Below are 18890 nucleotides of genomic sequence, written 5' to 3'. Positions count from 1 at the left end.
AGCCCCGCAGTCGCGAACGAAAGGCAAGCCCCGTGAGCGGCGTCGTCCTCAACTGGCAGCTCGCCGTCGCCGTGTGCGGTGGGGCGGCGGTCGGGCTGGGCGCCTTCCTGGTGGTCCGCGAGCTGGTGCCGGCGACCCCCGCGCTCGGGCCCGCGCTGCGCCGGCTGCACCAACCGGCGGGCGCCGGGCAGCTCGCCACGCCCGCCGACCGGCGGCTGGAGTGGCTCACCGGGCTGTCCCGCTGGCTGCGGCCACCACACCGGCAGCTCGCCCTGATCGACCGGACGCCCGAGCAGTACGCCCTGTCGATGCTGCTCTCCGCGCTGATCGGGCTCGCCGCGCCGACGCTGCTCGGCGTCACCCTGTTCGCCGTCGGCATCCGGCTGCCGGTGGTCGTACCCGTCCTCGGCAGCCTCGGGCTGGCGCTGCTCTGCGCCCTGATCGCGCACCGGTCGGTGCTGGACCGGGCGGACAAGGCGCGCGACGAGTTCCGCCAGGCGGTCTGCACCTACCTCGACCTGGTCGCCCTGCAACTCGCCGCCGCGCACGGGCCGGTGCAGTCGCTGGAGCGGGCGGCGGCGGTCTGCGACGGCTGGGTCTTCGACCGCATCTCCGAGTCGCTGCGGATCGCGCAGATGCAGATGCACTCGCCGTGGGACGAGCTTCGCGACCTCGCCGAGCGCATCGGCATCCCGGAACTGGGCGACGTCGGGGCGATCATGCGCTCCTCCGGCAGCGAGGGCGCGCAGGTGCACGAGACCCTGCGCAGCCGCGCCGACTCGCTGCGCGACCAGATCCGCACCGACAACCTGGCCCGGGCCGAGGGGGTGACCAGCCGGCTCGACATCCCCGGGGCGCTGCTCGTCTTCGTCCTGCTCGGCTTCGCCGTCTATCCGTTCATCGCCCGCCTGTGATCCGCCCCCGAGAGAAGGAGCACGTCATGTCCGTCATCACCCGACTGCACGTCGTCGTGTCGACACGCCTGGCCGAGCTGCGCGAGGACGGCGAGCGGGGCGACAGCCCCGTACCGACCGCAGTGATCATCTTCGGTCTGGTCGCCGTCGCGATGGCGGTCACCGCCGCCGCCCTCGGTGCCGCCAACGACTGGATGACCAACATCCCCACCCACCAGGCTCCGGACCCGAAGTAACACCGGGCCGTGCGCCGGACAGACTCCGTCCCGGGGCGCCGGGCGGCCACCGCCGCCCGGCGCCCCGTCGCGGCTGCCGCCCGGCGGCTCGTGGCCGGCGGGGTCGACCGGGGGGCCAACCCGGTCGAGTTGGCGGTGGTGATGCCGGTGGTCCTGCTGCTGCTCTTCGCCTCGATCCAGGCAGCGGCCTGGTTCGTCGCCCGCTCCACCGCGCTCAACGCCGCGCAGAGCGCGGTCAACGCGCAGCGGCTGCACCAGGCGCCGCCCGGGGCCGGTGAGGCGCGGGCCGTCCGGTTCCTGAAAGCCTCGGGCGGCTGGCTGGTCGGCTGGAAGGATCCCGCGCCGAGCTGCGAGACCACCGCGACCGAGGTGACCTGCACGGTGCGCGGGCGGTCCCTGTCGGTCGTACCCGGGGTCACCTTCCCGGTGCACCAGACCGCGCACGGGACCGTGGAACGGTGGACAGTGCCGTGAGCCGTACCGCCGAGCGGGGCTCGGTCTCGATCGAGGTGGCGGTGCTCGCCCCGGCGTTCATCGCGCTGATCGTGCTGGCCGGCGTCGCCGGGCGTACCGCCGTGGCGGCCGAGGCGATCGACGCCGCCGCCCACGACGCCGCCCGCGCCGCCTCGATCTCCCGGGACGCCCGCACCGCCCGCGCCGAGGCCCGGGACGCGGCCCGCCGGCAGCTCGACTGGCGCGGGCTGAACTGCGCCGGCGCTCCCGAGGTGACGTTCAGCGGGGCGGTACGCGGCGCCCCCACCAACTTCGACGCGGCGTTCCGCAGCCCGGCCGGGCAGGACGCCTCGGTCACCGTCCGGGTCGCCTGCACCGTCTCCTACGGGGACCTGCACCTCTCCGTCCTGCCGGGGATGCCCGCCGGCAAGCGCGTGTCGGCGAACTTCACGTCGCCGCTGGACCGCTACCGGAGCCGGGGATGACCGCCGTGGCCGGCCGGCACGACGAGGGCCGGGTCAGCATCTTCCTCGCGGTGGCGATGGTCGGCGTCCTCTCCGTCATCGGCCTGGCCTTCGACGGCGCGGGTCAGCTGCGCACGTTGCAGCGGGCCGACAACCTCGCGGCCGAGGCCGCCCGCGCCGGCGGCCAGGCCATCGACCGGGCGGCCGCCATCGAGGGCGGGCCGACCCGGATCGACCGCCCCCAGGCCCGCCGGGCCGTCGCCGGTTACCTCGCCGCCGCCGGCGCCGCCGGCCACACCGTCAGCTTCCCGGTCGTCGACGGGGAGACCCGGGTCCGGGTACGCGTCACCGTCACGCACCACCGATCCATGCTCGGCCTGCTCGGCTTCGACGAGACCGTCACCGTCTCCGGTGAGGCGACCGCGCGGCCGCTCACCGGGGCACCGTAGGAAGGGAAGGCAGCCATGGCCGCATCGGGGCGTTCCGTCGTACGGCGGACCGGACGCATCCTGACCGGATTCGGCGCGCTCGTCGTGCTCTGCGCGGTGCTGGTCGGCGCGCCGGTGGCGCTGCTCGCCCTCGCCGGCAACCCGCTGCCCGACCACCTGCCCAGCGTCGCGGAGATCGGTGCGACGCTGACCAGCCGCGACGACGGGCGGCTCTTCCTGCGGGCGCTGGCGCTGGCCGGCTGGTTCGGCTGGGCCACGTTCGCCTTCTCCGTCCTGGTCGAGCTCTGCGCCCAGGCGCTGCGCCGGCCGGCGCCCCGGCTGCCGGGGATGAGCCGCCAGCAACGGGCCGCCGCCGCGCTGGTCGGTTCGGTCGCGCTGATCCTCGCGGCCAGCCCGGCGGCGAGCGCGGCGGCGACGGTCGCCGGCCCGTACGCCCTGCCGGCGGCACCGCCCGCGACCGCGCGGGCGGCGGTTGCGGAGGCCACCTGGCCGGGTCCGGCCGCGCACACCTGGTCCACCCCGGTCGCCTCGTCCGCTCCGGTGACCTCGTCCGCTCCGGTGACCTCGTCCGCCTCGGGCGACCCGGACGACGGTGCGGCGGTCTACCGGGTGGCCCGGGGCGACCACCTGGGCGCCGTCGCCCAGCGCTACCTGGACGAGTTCGGCGACTACCGGGAGTTGGCCGAGCTGAACCGGCTCGGCGACCCCGACCGGATCCACCCCGGCCAGCTGCTGAGGCTGCCCGGGGACGCCGACGACCGGGGTGCCCGCCGGCACGCCAACGGCCGCCTCGTCGCCCGCCCGACCCCGCCCGCGCCCGCCCGGCCGGCCCCGCAGCCGGCGCCCGGGAAGATCGCTCCCGAGCGGGCCACGCCGCCCCCGCCGGCTGCCGAGGCCCCGGTGCCGCCCCCGGCGGAGAGGGACGCCGGTCAGGCCCCGACGGTGACGGTGGGCGCCGCCCGCGCCGGCGAGCCCGACCGGGTGAACCGGCCCCTCGCGGTCTCCGCCGTCCTGGCGGTGGCGAGCATCGTCGGCGCGCAGATCGGCGCGGTCCTGGGCCTGCGCCGCCGCCCGGCCCACGTACCGGCAGGCGCGGCCCGGAGCACGGCCGCCGCCCGCCGGGGCAGCACCGCGCGCGGCACCACCACGGCCAGGCGCGGCACGGGTCACCGGGACATCCGCACCACCCCACGCGGCGGCGCGACCGGAGTCGACCGGGGCACGGAGACCGGTACCCACGACGACGTTCCGACCGGCCACGGCCGGACCCGTGCGGGTTCGCCCCACGACACGGCGATCGGCCGCCACCGCCGCCCCTGACTCCCGGGGCCGGGAGGCCGCCGGGCGCCGGTCAGGGCAGGCGGGTCTCCAGGACGCCGTCGACGACGCGGGTCGGCAGGATCTGCTGGTCGTTTCCGGAGGGGCCGTGCACGACCTCGCCGCCGTTGAGGCGGAACGCGCTGCCGTGCCACGGGCAGACCACGCAGTCGTGCCCGTCGATCTCGCGTACCTCGCCCTCGCCCAGCGGGCCGCTCTGGTGCGGGCAGCGCTCCAGCATCACGGTGACCTCGTCGCCGTGCCGGTAGAGGATCACCGAGACGTCGTCGACCTCCCGGGTGATCAGCCTGCGCTCCGGCAGGGCAGCCATGTCCGCGATCGAGTGCCAGCCGTCGCTCATCCGGTGCAGCTCGGAGATGCTCTGGTTGACCTGCGCGCCCTGTTTGTACGCCAGGTGCCCGCCGAGGTACGCCCCCATGCTGGCCGCGCCGAGCCCGAGGAAGCCGAGCGTACGGCCGAGGTTGTGCCGGCCGGTCATCCGGGCGGCCACCGAGCCGGCGTAGAACGCCAGGCCGACGCTGTTGGACGCGGCGTGCACCAGGCCGACCCGGCGCTGGTCGCGCGCCAGTGCCGCCCAGTCGTTGAGGCCGGCGACCGCGGCCGGGAGGGCGCTGACGGTGCCCACCGCGCACAGCGTGGCGGCGGCCCGGCGCTGCCCCGGCATCAGGTCCAGCACCGCCGTGCTGATCCACGCGCCCACCGGCACCTGCACCATCGCCGGGTGCAGCGGATGGCCCAGCCAGACGCCGTGCAGCAGATCACGTACCCGCTGCGGTCGGAGGGTGGCCTGGACGACGCGCTGCAACCGGTCGCCGACCCGGTCCAGGCCGGATGCCTGCTCGATCTTCATCAAGAGTGCTCGCACCCGTACCGACTTCCCGGCAGGAGCCCCCGCAAACCGGTCGGCGGTGACGGATCCGCAGCGGTACGTGGTCGCGCCCCCCACCGACCCGTAACGGGACGCCCCCACCGAGGTCGGCGGGCGTGGAAATCCGGTCGCGGGCCGCACCGTCCACGACCACTGTGGTCCGGGTGTACGCACTCTCCTCCCGCCCGCTGCCGGCCGGTCGACCGGCGACCCGACTGAGCGTCGCGCTGGGGCAACCCCGGGCCGTGCCGCCCCCGCTGCTGATGCTGCTGGGCATGCTCTCCACCCAGGTCGGGGCGGCCGTCGCCAAGCAGCTCTTCGGCAGCACCAGCGCCGGCGGCACCACCACGCTGCGGCTCGGCTTCGCCGCGCTCATCCTGCTGGTCCTGGTCCGGCCGGGGCTGCGCCTGGGCTGGCGTACCGCCGGTCTGGTCGGGGCGTTCGGGCTGGCCCTGGCGGTCATGAACCTCGCCTTCTACGCGGCCCTGCACCGGGTACCGCTGGGCGTCGCGGTCACCATCGGCTTCGCCGGGCCGCTGCTGGTGTCGCTCGCCGGCAGCCGCCGGCTCGCCGACGTGGCGTGGGCGGCGCTGGCCGGCGGCGGCGTGCTGCTGATCAGCGGGCTCGGCGGAACGGGGGTGGACCGGCTGGGGCTGCTGTGCTGCGTGGCCGTCGCGGTCGGCTGGGCCGGCTACGTGCTGCTCGGCAAGGCGGTCAGCGCCCGGGTGCCGGGCAGCCGGGGCCTCGCGCTAGGGATGGCCGTCGCCGCGCTGGCCGTGCTGCCGTTCGGGGTCGCCGGCAGCGGTACGGCGCTGCTCGACCCGTGGACCCTCGCGCTGGGCGCGGCGGTGGCGCTGCTGTCGTCGGTGCTGCCGTACTCGGCGGAGATGGCGGCGCTGCGCCGGATGCCGGCCCGGGTCTTCGCGGTCCTGCTCAGCCTGGAGCCGGCGATCGGGGCGCTGGTCGGGCTGGTCCTGCTCGGCGAGCTGCTGGCCTGGCCGCAGGCGGCGGGGGTGGCCTGCGTGGTCGGCGCCGCGCTGGGCGCCACCCTGGTCCGCCCGGACCGGTCGTCCGCCCCGCACTGACGCCTGGCGCCGCCGGCACCGCCGGGGGCATGCTGTCGGCATGGGCGTACGCGTCGAACGCGCCGCGGCGGTGACCACGGTGATCCTGGACCGTCCGGCGGCCCGCAACGCGGTCGACGGGCCGACGGCACGGGCGCTGGCCGACGCGTTCCGCGCCTTCGAGGCCGACCCCGACGCCTCCGTGGCCGTGCTCTGGGGTGCCGGCGGCACGTTCTGCGCCGGGGCCGACCTGAAGGCCATCGGCACACCGAGCGGCAACCGGGTCGAGGCGCAGGGGGACGGCCCGATGGGTCCGACCCGGATGACGCTCAGCAAGCCGGTGATCGCCGCGATCTCCGGTCACGCGGTGGCCGGCGGGCTGGAGCTGGCGCTCTGGTGCGACCTGCGGGTCGCCGAGTCCGACGCGGTGCTCGGGGTGTTCTGCCGCCGCTGGGGGGTGCCGCTGATCGACGGGGGCACGGTCCGGCTGCCCCGGCTGATCGGCGAGAGCCGGGCGATGGACCTGATCCTCACGGGGCGGCCGGTGCCGGCCGAGGAGGCGTACGCGATAGGGCTGGTCAACCGGCTGGTCGCCCCGGGTGAGTCCCGGGCGGCGGCCGAGCGGCTGGCGGCCGAGATCGCCCGGCACCCGCAGACCTGCCTGCGCAACGACCGGGCCGCCGTGCTCGCCGGGGCCGCCCTGCCGGAGCCGGCGGCGCTGGAGGTGGAGCTGGCGTACGGGATGGAGTCGCTGGCCGCCGACGCGGCGGCCGGTGCGGCCCGCTTCGCCGCCGGCGAGAGGTAAGGAAGGGCCCCTTCCTAACGCATAGCGTTAGGAAGGGGCCCTTCCTTACACCCGGGTGGGTCAGTTGCGGTTGATGGTGAACGTCGAGGTGGGGTTCTGGATGTCCACCGCGTTGTTGCTCAGCCGCAGGTTGTTGAAGGTGACCGACCCGACGGCCGGCCCCTGCCCCGTCTCCGGCATCGGGTTGGCCCAGATGCCGAAGCCCGACTTCGCGTCGTAGGCGTCACCGCTCTTGCGGGCGCCGCTGATGGAGACGTTGGTGAAGACCGTGTCGGTGATCGGGAACTGCGGCTGCCCACCGACGTAGTTGGTCTGGAACATGATGCCGCTGTAGGTCGGGTCGACGATGTCGACGTCGCTGACCCGGATGCCCTGGAACACCTTCGAGGCGGAGAAGACCCAGATCGCCGGGAAGGTCTGCGCGCCCCAGAAGTGCCCGCCGGCCCGCACGATCGAGATGTTCTCGAACCGCGTGGGCGGGCTGGCGCCGAAGCCGTTCATCGGGTAGCCGAAGTCGAGCGAGCTGATGGTGATGCCGGAGTAGACCAGCGTGTCCGCGATGTAGATGTTGCGGAACGTGTTGCCGTACCCGCCGTAGACGGCCACGCCGGCGGCCCGCCAGGTCAGGGTCGAGGTCAGGTTCTCGTAGACGTTGTCCTTCATGTCCGCGCCGCCCGCGTCGATCGCCGAGAACAGCGCGAAGCTGTCGTCACCGGTGGCCCGGGCGTCGTTGTTGCTGACCAGGTTGTTGGTGCTCCCGTTGGTCATGTTGATGCCGTCGGCGAACATGTTCCGGATCCGGGAGTTCTTGATCGTCATGTGGTCGGTGTTCGCGCCCCAGTAGAGGCACACCATGTGCTCGTTCCAGATGTTGTCGATCACGATGTTCGACACGTTGGAGAAGTCGAACACCTTGCCCGGCCCGTCGATCCGCGAGGTGTAGTTGCCGAAGTAGGCGAAGTTCGCGAAGGACGATCCGGCCGCCGAGTTCTCGGCCCGGAAGCCGATGTCGGTGTTGTCCTGGCCGGACGGGGCGTTGAACCGGGTGTACCAGGGGCCGGCGCCGGTCACCTTGACCGCCTTGCCGTACACCTGGAACTTCGACGCCGTGGAGTAGCTGCCCGCCGGCAGGTACACCCCGACCAGGTTGCCGGTGGTGTCCATCCGCACCCGGTCCAGGGCGTTCTGCACGTCGGAGTGCGTGAAGCCGGTCGGCGTGGCGTAGCGCGCCGGGTCCGGGTTCGCGATCGGCGCCACCTGCTCGGTGTTGATGAAGTCGATCGCGTACGTGGTGGTGTTGGCCGGGTCCTTCTGGAGGCGGATCCTGCTGCCCGCCGGCACCGTGGAGTTGAGCATGACGTTGGCCTCGTCGTAGATGTGCCGCGGTCCGCCCGCGCTCGGCGAGTTGCCCGGGCTGGCCTCGTTGCCGTAGAGCCAGGCGTACCGGGACGTCAGGTCGATGGCCTTGTGGAACGTGCCGTTGACGTAGACGTTCAGCGTCGAGTTGATCCCGCCGCCGCCCGGCGCGTCCGGGATGGAGAAGCGGGTGACCAGGGTGTTGGTGCTGGCCCGGGTGGTCCACTCGACGTAGCTGCCGGTCGAGTTGAGGGTCACCGCCCGCCGGCCGGACGCCTCACCGGCGAGGTCGCCGACGGTCCGGTTCGGCCCGACGACGCTGGCGCCGCCGCCGACCACGCCGTCCTCGGCCTCGTACATGTCGTACGGCATGTTGGCGCCGCGCCCCACGAAGAGCGCCCGGTCGCTGGTGTTGTTGCCCTGCTTGACCGGCAGCTCGTTGCCGTCGGCGGCGAGCACCACCCGGACGGTGTACTTGCCGTTCGCGGCCGTCCAGGTGCCCAGGTTGACCGGGCCGACGGTGGCCCCGGCGTTGATCACCCCGGAGTACGAGCCGGTCAGCGTACGCACGACCGTGCCCGCCTCGTTGAGCACGGTGAGCGTGATGCCGTGCGCGCCCGACGCGGAGGCCACGCTGCCGGCGTTGCGGATCGACACCGAGAAGGTGACCGTGTTGCCGGCCGCCGGGGTGCCCGGCGACCAGGCGACCGCGGCGGCGACCAGGTCGGAGCTGGCGACCGGGCTGACCACCAGCGGGCTCGGGTTGGTGTAGCTGTTGTTCGTGTCGTCCTGCTCGACGACGGTGTTCGACTCGTCGACCTTCGCGCTCAGCGGGTAGCTGCCCGCGTCCCGGTTGCCGATGTTGGCGGTGACCGTGGCCGAGGCGCCGGCCGCCAGGCCGCCGACCGGCGCGGTGCCCACCCGGTTGGTGCCGAGGTAGAAGTTGACGTTGGTGGCGCCGGAGGCCGCCGAGCCGGCGTTGCGGACGGTGGCCGAGAGCGTGACGGTGCTCGTCTCCACGGGCGCGGACGGGCTGAACGACATGCCGGTCACGGTCAGGTCCGGGTTCGGCGCGGGGGTGCCGATGACCTGGAACTCGGCGACCTGCCCGGCCGGGGCGCCCGTGTTCGAGGCGATCGAGAGCCGCACGTCGGCCGCCGCGCCGGAGACCGGGATGGTCACCGTGTTGCCGCTGGCCGGGCTGAAGCCGTAGTTCGCCGCGCCGACCAGGGTGGTGAAGGTCGAGGAGCCCTGGTCCCGGCCGAGCACGGTGATGTTCTGCGTACGCGCCCCCCAGGCGGAGTCGGGGTTCAGCTTCAGCACGACCTGGCTGAGGCTGGCGTTGGCGCCGAGCTGCACGGTCAGCGTGCTCGGGTTGCCGTTGCCCTCCCAGTAGGTGGCCACGTTGTTGTCGTTGGCGTTGGTCGCCACGAACGTGTGCACGTGCCCGGAGGCGGTGATCGGCTTGCCGACCGCCAGGTTGCTGCCGACGGGCGGATTGCCGGTGCCGGTCCGGGTCACGGTGTTGCTGTTCGCCGACTGGTTGCCGGCCGCGTCCCTGGCCCGGACCTGGTACGAGACCGTGGCGCTGTCCGGCTGGCTGTCGGTGTACGTCAGCGTGGAGCCGTTGACGCTGCCGCGCAGCGCGCCGTTGGCGTACACGTCGTAGCCGGTGACCCCGACGTTGTCCGTGGACGCGGACCAGGTGAGCCGGATCTGCCCGCTGGCGGGCTGGGTGTACGCGAGGTTGCCCGGGACGCTGGGCGCCTGGGTGTCGGGGTTCCCGGCGGCGCCGTAGACCTCGACCTCGGAGAGTTGGGCGGCCGGCCAGCCGGTGTTGCCGGTGACCTGCACCCGCACGTACCGGGTGCTGGTCGCGGTGAAGCTGACGGTGACGGTGTTGCCGGTGGCCGGGTTGAAGGTGTGGCCGCCGGACGCCTTCAGGGTGGTGAACGACGAGCCGTTGGTGGAGCCGAGCACCGACAGCGTCTGGGTACGGGTCTGCCACGCCGACGACGGCGGCAACTTGAGCACCACCCGGTCGACGCTGACGGTGGCGCCGAGGTCCGCCTGGATCCACTGCGGGAACGCGTTGTTGGCGCTCTCCCAGTAGGTGTCGGCGTTGCCGTCGTTGGCGTTGCTCGCCACGTAGTTCTGGTTGTGGCTGCTGGCGCTCATGGTGGCGGAGAGCCCGGCGAGCAGGGCCGCGCGGGCGGCGGTCGCCGCCGGGTCCGCCGGTGGCGCGGCGGCCGCCGGGGTGACGGCCGGGACGGCGGTGAGGAGCAGCCCGGCGAGTACGCCGGCGAGCAGCCGCCGGTTGGCCGGGCGGGCCGACCGGGGGACGGGACGGGGCGCGCCGGCCGGCGCGGTCCCGGGTCTGGTGCCGTTTCTGGACATGGGTCGCTACACCTCTTTCGGGGGTGGGGGTGCGGGTGCGTTGCCCGGGGACGGGCGCAGGGGTACGCCCGTCGTGCCGCGACAGGTGGGGGACGGTGCGGGGCGATGTCGGGGCGGCGCTGCGCCGGGCCGCCCGGACCGGGACGGCCCCCGCCGGGACGGGCGGGGGCCATCGGGCTAGCTGGAGTGGGCCTCGAACTCGCTGAGCTGGCCGGCGGGCCAGCTGCTGTTGCCGGTGAACGTCAGCCGCAGGTACCGCTGGCTGGTCGCCGCGAAGGTCACGGTGACCGTGTTGCCGGTGGCCGGGTCGAAGGTGTGGCCGGCGGACGCCTTCAGGGTGGTGAACGACGAGCCGTTGGTGGAGCCGAGCACCGACAGCGTCTGGGTACGGGTCTGCCACGCCGAGGACGGCGGGAGCTTCAGCACCACCCGGGACACCGTCCGGTTGGCGCCCAGGTCCACCGTCAGCGACTGCGGGAACGCGTTGTTGGCGCTCTCCCAGTAGGTGTTCGGGTTGCCGTCGACCGCGTTGGCCGCCACGTACACGTCGGCGTGGCTGGTCGCCGCGGCCGGTCGACCGAGCGCCAGGTTCCCGGTCGGCGGCGGGGTGGTCGGCGGCGGGGTCGTCGGGGGCGGGGTGGTGGGACCGCCGCCGTACACCTCGAACTCGGAGAGCTGCGCCGCCGGCCAGCCCGTGTTGCCGGTGACGGCCAGCCGGACGAACCGGCGCTCGCCGGCCGGCACGCTGATCGACACCGTGTTGCCGCCGGCCGGGTCGAACGTGCGCCCGGCCGACCCGGCGAGGGTGGCCCACGAGGAGCCGTCGGTCGAGCCGAGCACCGACAGCATCTGGGTCCGGCGCTCCCAGCCGGCGGGCAGCTTCAGCACCACCCGGTCGACGGTGCGCGCCGCGCCCAGGTCGACGGTCAGCGACTGCGGGAACGCGTTGTTCGCGCTCTCCCAGTAGCTGGCCGCGTTGCCGTCCACCGCGTTCGTCGCGACGTAGTTCTGGTTGGTGCTCGTCGCGGTCACCGGCCGCCCCTGCGCCAGGTTGCCGCCGGTCGGGGGCGGGGTGGTCGGCGGGGGCGTGGTGGGCGGCGGGGTGGTCGGGGGCGCGGTGGTCGGCGGCGTCGTCGGGGGCGTCGTCGGGGGCGGGCTGGTGGGGCCGCCACCCCACTGCGGCTCGGGCCACGGCCCGCAGTACGGCGTCGACGTGTACCAGCCGGAGTTGCCGGTGCCCTGGGTGATCTGGAAGCCGCTGCCGACGCAGTTGTGCATCGGGTTGGCCTGGGCGATCCCGGTGGCCCGCACGTTCGTGAAGGACACCTGGCTGGGCGCCTGCACCTGGAGGGCGTACGTGCCCGCGCCGTCGATCCGTACGTTGTTGAAGCTGATCCCGCTCGACTGCCCCTCGATCCAGTGCAGCGCCGCGTACGAGCTGTCCAGGATGTCGGTGTCGGTGACGTTGACCGCCGCGCCCTGGATGGGCTCGTTGAGCGCGGAGAACCAGATGGCGCCGACGCCGAACTGCCAGTTGTAGTCCGAGTTGCCGTTGCGGATCAGCGTGTTCCGGGCGACGGTGATCGTCCCGGAGACGGCGGTCGGGCCGGTCACGCCCGGGTAGCGGTTGGCGACGTGGATGCCGCCGCCGTTGGTGACCGAGTCGGCGGTGACGTTGTCGGTGATCTTGATGTCCCGCCCGCCGTAGGTCACCAGGTGGTTGGCGAGGATCGTCACGCCGATCGTGTTGCGGGTGAAGGAGTTGTTCACGTTCGGCACGCTCTGCGCCCACATGGCGAGGGCGTCGTCACCCGTGTTGCGTACGAACGTGTTGGTCACCGTGGAGTTGGTGACGCCCCAGTGGAAGTTCACCCCGTCGGCGGTCTGGTCGAGGATCCGGCTGTTGCGGATGGTGAAGTTGTCCATCGGGCCGTCCATCCAGGCCCCGACCTTGGTGTGCTGCATCCAGACGTTGTCGACGACCGAGTTCGACATCGCCCCGCCGATGGCGTTGACCTGGTCCTCGTCCACCCGCTCGCGGATGTCGCCGATGATGGCGAAGTCGCGCAGCGTGACGTTGCGGCTGGGACCGCCGGCCTCGTGCGGCCGGATCTCGCCGCTGTAGCCGCCGCCGGGGACGTACTTGCCGTAGATGCCGGCGGCCCGCTTGCGGTCGGTCGGGTGCCGCCCGCCGAGCACCGAGTACCACGGCCCCGACCCGCGCAGGGTCACCCCGTCCACGACGACGTGGTCCCAGAGGGTGAACGTGCCGGTCGGGATCCAGACGGCCCGGCCCTGGGCCCTGCCGGCGTCCACCGCCGCCTGGAACTTGGCGGTGGAGTCGGTCGCCCCGGTCGGGTCGGCGCCGAAGTCGGTGACCACGTCGAGCACGCCGGCCGGCTTGGCGATCGGGGCACCCACCAGCTCGAAGTCGGCCAGGTCGATGGTGAAGGTCGGCGACTGGGCGGTCGAGGAGACCTGGAGGCGGATCTTCGTGCCGGCCGGGTACGTGGTCCCGAACATGGCCCGGGTCTCGTCGTAGAAGTGGTGCGGGTTGGTGTCGCCCGGGTTGTTGTTGAACGGGTATCCGCCGTAGTACCAGCCGTACCGCGAGGTGACCGGCACCGCCTTGACCAGGGTGCCGTTGGCCCGCAGGTCGATGCTGGCGTCCCGGCCGGTGCCGGCGGCGTTGTCCGGCAGGCTGTAGCGGAAGGTCACCGCGTTGGCGGGCGCGGTCAGGGTGAACTCGACGTACTCGCCGACGGCGTCGAGGGTGACCGCCTCCCGGCCGGACGCCTCGGACGGCAGCGTGCCGTAGCGGCGGTCCGGGCCGATCCTCGTGCCGGTGTGCGCGACCTCCTCCGCCTCCTGCTCGACGAACGGGACGGTGGCGCCCCGCCCCGGGATGTCGAACGGCGAGAGTCCCGCGGCGCGGGCCGGGGTCGCGGTGGTGGTCAGCGCGACGACGGAGATCGAGGCCGCCGCGAGGGCGGTTGCCGCGAGGGCGGCGAGTCCCGCGCGGATTCGGTGTCTTCGCTGGTGGTGCGGGGTGGTGTGGTCGGCCATGAGCGGCGCTTCCTTTCCTCAGGTGGCCAGGTCCCCCGTGTCGTGCGGTGCGGTGCGCGTACCTCCCTGTCGGCCTCGGCCGGCGCGAGGCCTGCGGGTGTAAGGAAGGGCCCCTTCCTATACAGAACGCGATAGGAAGGGGCCCTTCCTTACACCCGTAGCCAGACGGCGGTGTCCGGCGGCAACCGGTCGTCGTCGAGCGGGCCGCTGGCCAGCAGCCGCTCGGCGTGGGGCGGCAGCGGCACCGCCGTGTCCGAGAGGTTGACCAGACAGGCGAAGCCGGGTTCCCGCCGGAACGCGAGCACCCCCTCGGGGGCGGGCAGCCAGCTCAGCTCCCCGTCGCCGAGGGCCGCCTCGGCGCGCCGGACGGCGAGGGCGGCCCGGTACAGCTCCAGCATCGAGTGGACGTCGCCGCCCTGGGCGCGGGCGGTGCGGTCCTTCCAGTCGGCCGGTTGGGGCAGCCAGGGCGCCGCCGTCGCGTCGTCGGGGCTGAAGCCGAACGGCGGCGTCTCGCCGGACCAGGGGATCGGTACGCGGCAGCCGTCCCGGCCGGGGTCGACCCCGCCGGAGCGGAAGTGCATGGGGTCCTGCCGCAGCTCCCGCGGGATGTCCTCGACCTCCCAGAGGCCCAGTTCCTCGCCCTGGTAGACGTAGGCGGCGCCGGGCAGCGACAGCGACAGCAGCGCGGCGGCCCGGGCCCGGCGGGTGCCCAGTTCCAGGTCGGTGGGGGTTCCCTCGCGTTTGGCGGCGAAGCTGAACGTGGTGTCCGCCCGGCCGTAGCGGGTGACGTGCCGGGTGACGTCGTGGTTGGAGAGCACCCAGGTGGCCGGGGCGCCGACCAGCGCGTGCACGCTCAGCGTCCCGTCGATGCTCTCGCGCAGCGCCGAGGCGTCCCAGGCACAGCCGAGGAAGTCGAAGTTGAACGCCGTGTGCAGCTCGTCCGGGCGCAGGTAGTTGGCGAACCGCTGCCGGTCCGGCATCCACACCTCACCGATCAGTGCCCGGTCGCCGGGGTACTCGTCGGCGATCCGCCGCCAGTCGCGGTAGATCTCGTGCACCCCGTCGAGGTCGCGGAACGGGTGCGGCCGGCCCGGCAGCGTCTCGGGCAGCGTCCCGTCCTTGACCAGCAGGCCGGCCGAGTCGATCCGGATGCCGTCCACCCCGCGGTCGAACCAGAACCGGAGGATGTCCTCGAACTCGGCGCGCACCCTGGGGTGGTCCCAGTTGAAGTCCGGCTGCTCCGGGGCGAACAGGTGCAGGTACCAGTCGCCGGGGGTGCCGTCCGGGTTGGTGGTCCGGGTCCAGGTCTCGCCGCCGAACTCGCCGACCCAGTCGGTGGGCCGCTGGTCGCCGTTCGGGCCCCGGCCGGGGCGGAACCAGAACAGCTCCCGCTCGGGGGCGTCCGGGCCGCCGGCGAGCGCCGCCTGGAACCAGGGATGCGCGTCGGAGCAGTGGTTCGGCACCACGTCGACGATGCTCCTGATGCCGAGCGCGTGTGCCTCCGCGATCAGCGCCTCCGCCTCGGCCAGGGTGCCGAAGACCGGGTCGATGTCGCGGTGGTCGGCCACGTCGTAACCGGCGTCGGCCATCGGGGAGGGGTACCAGGGGCTGAACCAGATCGCGTCGACGCCGAGCGCGGACAGGTAGTCCAGCCGCGACCGGATGCCGGCGATGTCGCCGATGCCGTCGCCGTCGCCGTCGGCGAAGCTACGCGGGTACACCTGGTAGATCACCGCTCCACGCCACCACGGACCTTTGTCTGCTCTGGACACGAGCACCTGCTTTCTGCGTCAGTGCGTCGGCGGGTTCGCCGGACCTTGATGTGTCCCGGGCAAACAGTCGTTGTTCGCCGCGGAAGGTTGCGCCGAGGGCTATCCCTTGAGGCTGCCCGTGGTGAGGCCGGACATGATGTTCCGCTGGAAGATCAGGAAGACGATGACGGTCGGGATCGCGGCGATGACCGAGGCGGCGACCACCACGTTCATGGGCGTACCGCCCGAGAAGGCGTAGATGCCGACGCTGACCGTCCGGGTCTCGGGCGACGGCATGACCAGCTTCGGCCAGAGGAAGTCCTTCCAGACCGCGGTCACGGCGAAGATCGAGACCACGCCGAGGATGGGGCGGGACATCGGCAGGACGATCGACCAGAGCGTGCGCAGCGGGGTCGCCCCGTCCATGAGGGCCGCCGCCATCAGCTCCTCCGGGATCGAGTCGAAGAACCGCTTCAGGAGGAAGATGTTGAACGCGTTCGCGACCAGGGGCAGCCAGATCGCGAACGGCGAGTCGAGCAGGTTGACGTGCAGGATCGGCAGGTCGATCACGGTCACGTACTGCGGGACGATGAGGACCATCGCGGGGATCATCAGCGTCGCCAGCATCAGGCCGAGGATCACGTTGCCGAAGACCGGCCGGAGCTTCGACAGGGAGTACGCCGCGGCGGTGTCGAAGACGAGCTGGAACAGGACCGCGCCGGCCGCGTAGTAGAAGGTGTTGAACAGCAGCTTGGCGAGGTCGAGGTTGTGCCACGCGTCGACGTAGTTCTGCCACTGGGGATCCTGCGGGAACAGCGACGGCGGGGTCTGCGCGATCTCCTGGCCGGACTTGAGCGCGCCGGTGACCATCCAGTAGAGGGGCCCGAGAAAGACCAGCGTGAAGCCCGTCACGACGACGGCGAGCAGCGCCCAGTAGATCACCCTGCCGCGTCCCCGCCTGAGCTGGGCGGGCGAGACGAGTGTCCGGGTCCCGGAGTCCTGTGCCATTCCGCGTCCGTCCTAGTCCTGTTTCGCAGTCAGCCGCACGTAGACGGCGGAGAACCCGGCCAGCACCACGAGCATGATCACGCCGAGCGCGGCGGCGCCGTTCAGGTCGTTCTGGAAGAAGCCGTGCTGGTAGATGAGGTACGCGACCGAGGTCGCCGAGTCCTCCGCGCCCGCGCCGTTGGCGAGGATCAGCGGCTCGATGAAGAGCTGCATGGTGGCGACGATCTGGAGCATCGCCAGGAGCGCGAGGATCAGCCGGGTCTGCGGGATGGTCACGTGCAGGATCCGCCGCCAGATCCCGGCGCCGTCCAGCTCGGCCGCCTCGTAGAGCTCGCCGGGGATGTTCTGCAACGCCGCCAGGTAGATCAGCACCGCACTGCCCATGTTCATCCAGGTCGATGCCAGCACCATCGCGGGCATCGTCATGTCGGGGGACTGCATCCACTGCGACGTCGGCAGGTGCAGCGCCTTGAGGAGCGCGTTGAGGAGTCCCGCGTCGCTGGGGTCGTACGCGTAGAACTTGAACAGGAAGAGCGCCGAGGCCGGGGGCAGCATCACCGGCAGGTAGACCAGGATCCGCAGGTAGCCCTTGGCGTGGCGGAACTCGTTGAGCAGGATCGCCACGAAGAACGGCACCACGTAGCCGAGGACGAGCGCGAGGACCGTGAAGTAGAAGGTGTTCTTCCAGGCGGTCCAGAAGCTCGGGTCGTCGAGGATGCGCGTGTAGTTGTCCCAGCCCACCCACGTGGTCTCGCCGCGCCGGCTGCGCTGGAAGCTCATCACGATGCCGCGGATCATCGGGTACCAGGAGAAGACCGCGAAGCAGAGCACCGCACCGATCAGGAACGCGTGGCCGGTGAGGTTGTCCCGCACCTTGCGGCCGAGGCTCGTACGCTGCGGCCCGACCGGGGACGGCGACGCGGGACGACCCGTGTCTCTGGTGGTCCCCGGGGCGGAGAGGATCGCCAAGGCAACTCCTGGTGAGTCGGTGACCGGACGGGCGGTGCGGGCGGGGTGGGGGCCGGCGCACCGGCCCCCACCGTCGGGTCAGCTCTGTGCGGCGAGGAGCTGGTTGACCTTGTCCTCGGCCGTCTTGAGCAGCGCGTCGATGTTCGCGTTCGGGTTGGTCAGCACCCCGGACATCGCCGCGTCGAGCACCGCGTAGATCGCCTGCGCGTTGCGCGGTTCGCCCTTGATCTGCACCGGGGTGGCCTCGAAGAGCGCGAAGTTGGCGGTGTCGACGTTCGCGTTCGCCTTGCGCAGTTCGAGCTCCTGCTTCTGCGCGTCACTGCCGCCCGAGAAGAGCAGCGGCTGGGGCAGGCCGACCGGGTAGTTCTGCGGCTTGGCCCGCACGTAGTCGAACTGGCCCTTGCCCGGCGTCAGCTTCTGGTAGGCGATCCACTTCAGACCGGCCTCGACCTGCTCCGGGGAGAGGCCCTTCTTGAAGAAGTAGCCCTCGCCACCGCCGAGCGTGCCCTTCGCCGGGCCGTCCTGGCCGGGCAGCGGGGCCATCGCCCAGTCCTGGAATTTGCCCTGGAACTGGCTGACGATCGCCTGGGTGGCGTCCGGCGCGCCGATGAACATGCCCACCTTGCCGGCGGCGGCGTTGGTCAGCAGGTCACCCCACTGGAGCAGTTGGCGGCTGCCCATGCTGTTGTCGCCGTACCGCATGTCCTTGAGGTTCTGCAGGACCTGCTTGCCCATGGCGTTGTTGAAGTCGGCCTTCTTGCCGTCCTCGGTCAGCATCCGGCCGCCCTGCGAGTAGAGCAGGGAGGTGAAGTGCCAGCCGCCGGTGTTGCCGGCGCTGTACTCCGAGTAGCCGGCGATCCCGTTGCCGAGCGCGGAGATCTTCTTGGCGGCCGCCCGGACCTCGGGCCACGTCCTGGGCGGGTTGTTGACGTCGAGCCCCGCCTGCTGGAACAGCACCTTGTTGTAGACCAGGCCCATCGAGTAGTTCTTCGCCGGGACGGCGTAGAGCTTCCCGTCGTGGCTGAAGGCCTCCTTGAGCGCCGGGTCGACGCTGTCCCAGGTGGGGATCGTGTCCTTGTCGGCGTACTCGCTGATGTCCATCGCCTGGCCGGAGTCCAGCACCTGCTGGAGATCGGTCATGTACCCGTAGAACAGGTCGGTCACGGTGCCACCGGCCAGGCGGGCGGTGAAGTCCGGCGGGTTGTTGCACTGCTCGCCGACGCTCACGCTCTTGATGACGATGTCGGGGTTCTGCCGCTGGAATTCGGCGACGTCGTCGTTCCAGTTCTTCAACAGCTCTTTCTGGGAGCCGACCGGCTGGCAGTCGACGGTGACGGTGACCTTGCCGCCTGCGCTGCCTGTCGCGTCGTCGCTCTTCGTGGAACAGGCCGCAAGGCTGAGCCCCAGGCCGGCCACGAGCGCCAACGCCGCAGTCTTCCGGTACTGCGGTACGGACATCTGTCCATCCCTTCGGGAACGGTGTCTCCATGACCTGCGCTGATGCCCGGTGGTCGTCACCGCGCCGATGCGCCGGCACTGATCTGCATCTGCCGAGTGACCTGACCCCGGGTAGCTGCGCCGGGGCCAGGTGTGAGTGGGGTCACTGTAGCCAAGCGAACTTGCCCCAGCAAGGTATCGATCTCATGCTGAAAAGACGAGACTTCGAGACGACAGATTTTGACAAGATCTTGGAAGGCAGCCGAGTTGCGGCTTTGACCCCGATTGGTTCCTGCCAGCGGGCAGGCAGAACGG

General features: G+C 72.3%; 15 protein-coding genes. 8 read left to right on the top strand and 7 right to left on the bottom strand.

Annotated features, from left to right (window positions below; genetic code table 11):
- The first annotated feature begins 32 nt into the window (after nucleotides 1-32).
- The 6 genes from RM555_RS14120 to RM555_RS14095 are packed head-to-tail and all read left to right on the top strand — an operon-like array spanning nucleotide 33 to nucleotide 3836.
- Entirely contained in the window at nucleotides 33-914 is an 882-nt protein-coding gene (locus tag RM555_RS14120; protein WP_311412157.1) for a type II secretion system F family protein, read from the top strand.
- 26 nt (nucleotides 915-940) lie between these two features.
- Nucleotides 941-1150 carry a hypothetical protein gene (locus RM555_RS14115; protein WP_151456965.1) on the top strand — a complete coding sequence of 70 codons (210 nt, stop codon included), beginning with the start codon at nucleotides 941-943 and terminating at the stop codon, nucleotides 1148-1150.
- Nucleotides 1151-1159: 9 nt separating this feature from the next.
- A complete protein-coding gene (locus RM555_RS14110) occupies nucleotides 1160-1624 on the top strand; it encodes a TadE/TadG family type IV pilus assembly protein (protein WP_396888770.1) in 465 nt (154 codons plus the stop codon).
- A complete protein-coding gene (locus RM555_RS14105) occupies nucleotides 1609-2088 on the top strand; it encodes a TadE/TadG family type IV pilus assembly protein (protein ID WP_311412156.1) in 480 nt (159 codons plus the stop codon). The genes RM555_RS14110 and RM555_RS14105 overlap by 16 nt, the downstream gene beginning before the upstream one ends.
- A complete protein-coding gene (locus tag RM555_RS14100; RefSeq protein ID WP_311412155.1) occupies nucleotides 2085-2516 on the top strand; it encodes a pilus assembly protein TadG-related protein in 432 nt (143 codons plus the stop codon). The genes RM555_RS14105 and RM555_RS14100 overlap by 4 nt, the downstream gene beginning before the upstream one ends.
- Before the next feature lie 15 nt (nucleotides 2517-2531).
- Entirely contained in the window at nucleotides 2532-3836 is a 1305-nt protein-coding gene (locus RM555_RS14095; RefSeq protein WP_311412154.1) for a LysM peptidoglycan-binding domain-containing protein, read from the top strand.
- Between the two features lie 31 nt (nucleotides 3837-3867).
- On the opposite strand, the gene RM555_RS14090 is transcribed toward RM555_RS14095, so the two are convergent.
- Nucleotides 3868-4719: a Rieske 2Fe-2S domain-containing protein gene (locus RM555_RS14090; protein ID WP_311412153.1), complete on the bottom strand. Its 852-nt coding sequence runs from the start codon at nucleotides 4717-4719 to the stop codon at nucleotides 3868-3870.
- Nucleotides 4720-4886: 167 nt separating this feature from the next.
- Here RM555_RS14090 and RM555_RS14085 point away from each other — a divergent pair, with 167 nt between their 5' ends.
- On the top strand, nucleotides 4887-5807 hold the full coding sequence (locus RM555_RS14085) for an EamA family transporter (RefSeq protein WP_311412152.1): 921 nt from the start codon (nucleotides 4887-4889) through the stop codon (nucleotides 5805-5807).
- A gap of 40 nt (nucleotides 5808-5847) precedes the next feature.
- Entirely contained in the window at nucleotides 5848-6591 is a 744-nt protein-coding gene (locus RM555_RS14080; protein ID WP_311412151.1) for a crotonase/enoyl-CoA hydratase family protein, read from the top strand.
- 60 nt (nucleotides 6592-6651) lie between these two features.
- On the opposite strand, the gene RM555_RS14075 is transcribed toward RM555_RS14080, so the two are convergent.
- From RM555_RS14075 to RM555_RS14050, 6 genes are all read right to left on the bottom strand, one after another.
- A complete protein-coding gene (locus RM555_RS14075) occupies nucleotides 6652-10344 on the bottom strand; it encodes a discoidin domain-containing protein (RefSeq protein WP_311412150.1) in 3693 nt (1230 codons plus the stop codon).
- A 177-nt stretch (nucleotides 10345-10521) separates the two neighbouring features.
- On the bottom strand, nucleotides 10522-13410 hold the full coding sequence (locus RM555_RS14070; RefSeq protein WP_311412149.1) for a galactose-binding domain-containing protein: 2889 nt from the start codon (nucleotides 13408-13410) through the stop codon (nucleotides 10522-10524).
- 149 nt (nucleotides 13411-13559) lie between these two features.
- Nucleotides 13560-15143 carry a glycoside hydrolase family 13 protein gene (locus RM555_RS14065; protein ID WP_311412148.1) on the bottom strand — a complete coding sequence of 528 codons (1584 nt, stop codon included), beginning with the start codon at nucleotides 15141-15143 and terminating at the stop codon, nucleotides 13560-13562.
- Nucleotides 15144-15281: 138 nt separating this feature from the next.
- The gene (locus RM555_RS14060; RefSeq protein ID WP_311412147.1) at nucleotides 15282-16169 is read right to left on the bottom strand and encodes a carbohydrate ABC transporter permease; all 888 of its coding nucleotides are present in this window, start codon (nucleotides 16167-16169) and stop codon (nucleotides 15282-15284) included.
- Nucleotides 16170-16181: 12 nt separating this feature from the next.
- Complete coding sequence (locus RM555_RS14055) at nucleotides 16182-17138, bottom strand: carbohydrate ABC transporter permease (protein ID WP_311412146.1); 957 nt, start codon at nucleotides 17136-17138, stop codon at nucleotides 16182-16184.
- A 78-nt stretch (nucleotides 17139-17216) separates the two neighbouring features.
- Nucleotides 17217-18596, bottom strand: a complete 1380-nt coding sequence (locus tag RM555_RS14050; RefSeq protein WP_311412145.1) for an ABC transporter substrate-binding protein — start codon at nucleotides 18594-18596, stop codon at nucleotides 17217-17219.
- Between the last annotated feature and the right edge of the window lie 294 nt (nucleotides 18597-18890).

It is taken from the genome of Micromonospora reichwaldensis (genome assembly GCF_031845925.1).
In the GTDB taxonomy this organism is placed as follows: domain Bacteria; phylum Actinomycetota; class Actinomycetes; order Mycobacteriales; family Micromonosporaceae; genus Micromonospora; species Micromonospora reichwaldensis.
This window is presented reverse-complemented; position numbering and strand designations above follow the sequence as displayed.

Excerpts from the sequence above, each read along its gene's own strand:
- RM555_RS14075 (WP_311412150.1), bottom strand. The coding sequence starts at position 10,344 with ATGTCCAGAAACGGCACCAGACCCGGGACCGCGCCGGCCGGCGCGCCC.
- RM555_RS14070 (WP_311412149.1), bottom strand. The coding sequence starts at position 13,410 with ATGGCCGACCACACCACCCCGCACCACCAGCGAAGACACCGAATCCGC.
- RM555_RS14100 (WP_311412155.1), top strand. The coding sequence starts at position 2,085 with ATGACCGCCGTGGCCGGCCGGCACGACGAGGGCCGGGTCAGCATCTTC.
- RM555_RS14050 (WP_311412145.1), bottom strand. The coding sequence starts at position 18,596 with ATGTCCGTACCGCAGTACCGGAAGACTGCGGCGTTGGCGCTCGTGGCC.
- RM555_RS14060 (WP_311412147.1), bottom strand. The coding sequence starts at position 16,169 with ATGGCACAGGACTCCGGGACCCGGACACTCGTCTCGCCCGCCCAGCTC.
- RM555_RS14115 (WP_151456965.1), top strand. The coding sequence starts at position 941 with ATGTCCGTCATCACCCGACTGCACGTCGTCGTGTCGACACGCCTGGCC.
- RM555_RS14080 (WP_311412151.1), top strand. The coding sequence starts at position 5,848 with ATGGGCGTACGCGTCGAACGCGCCGCGGCGGTGACCACGGTGATCCTG.
- RM555_RS14095 (WP_311412154.1), top strand. The coding sequence starts at position 2,532 with ATGGCCGCATCGGGGCGTTCCGTCGTACGGCGGACCGGACGCATCCTG.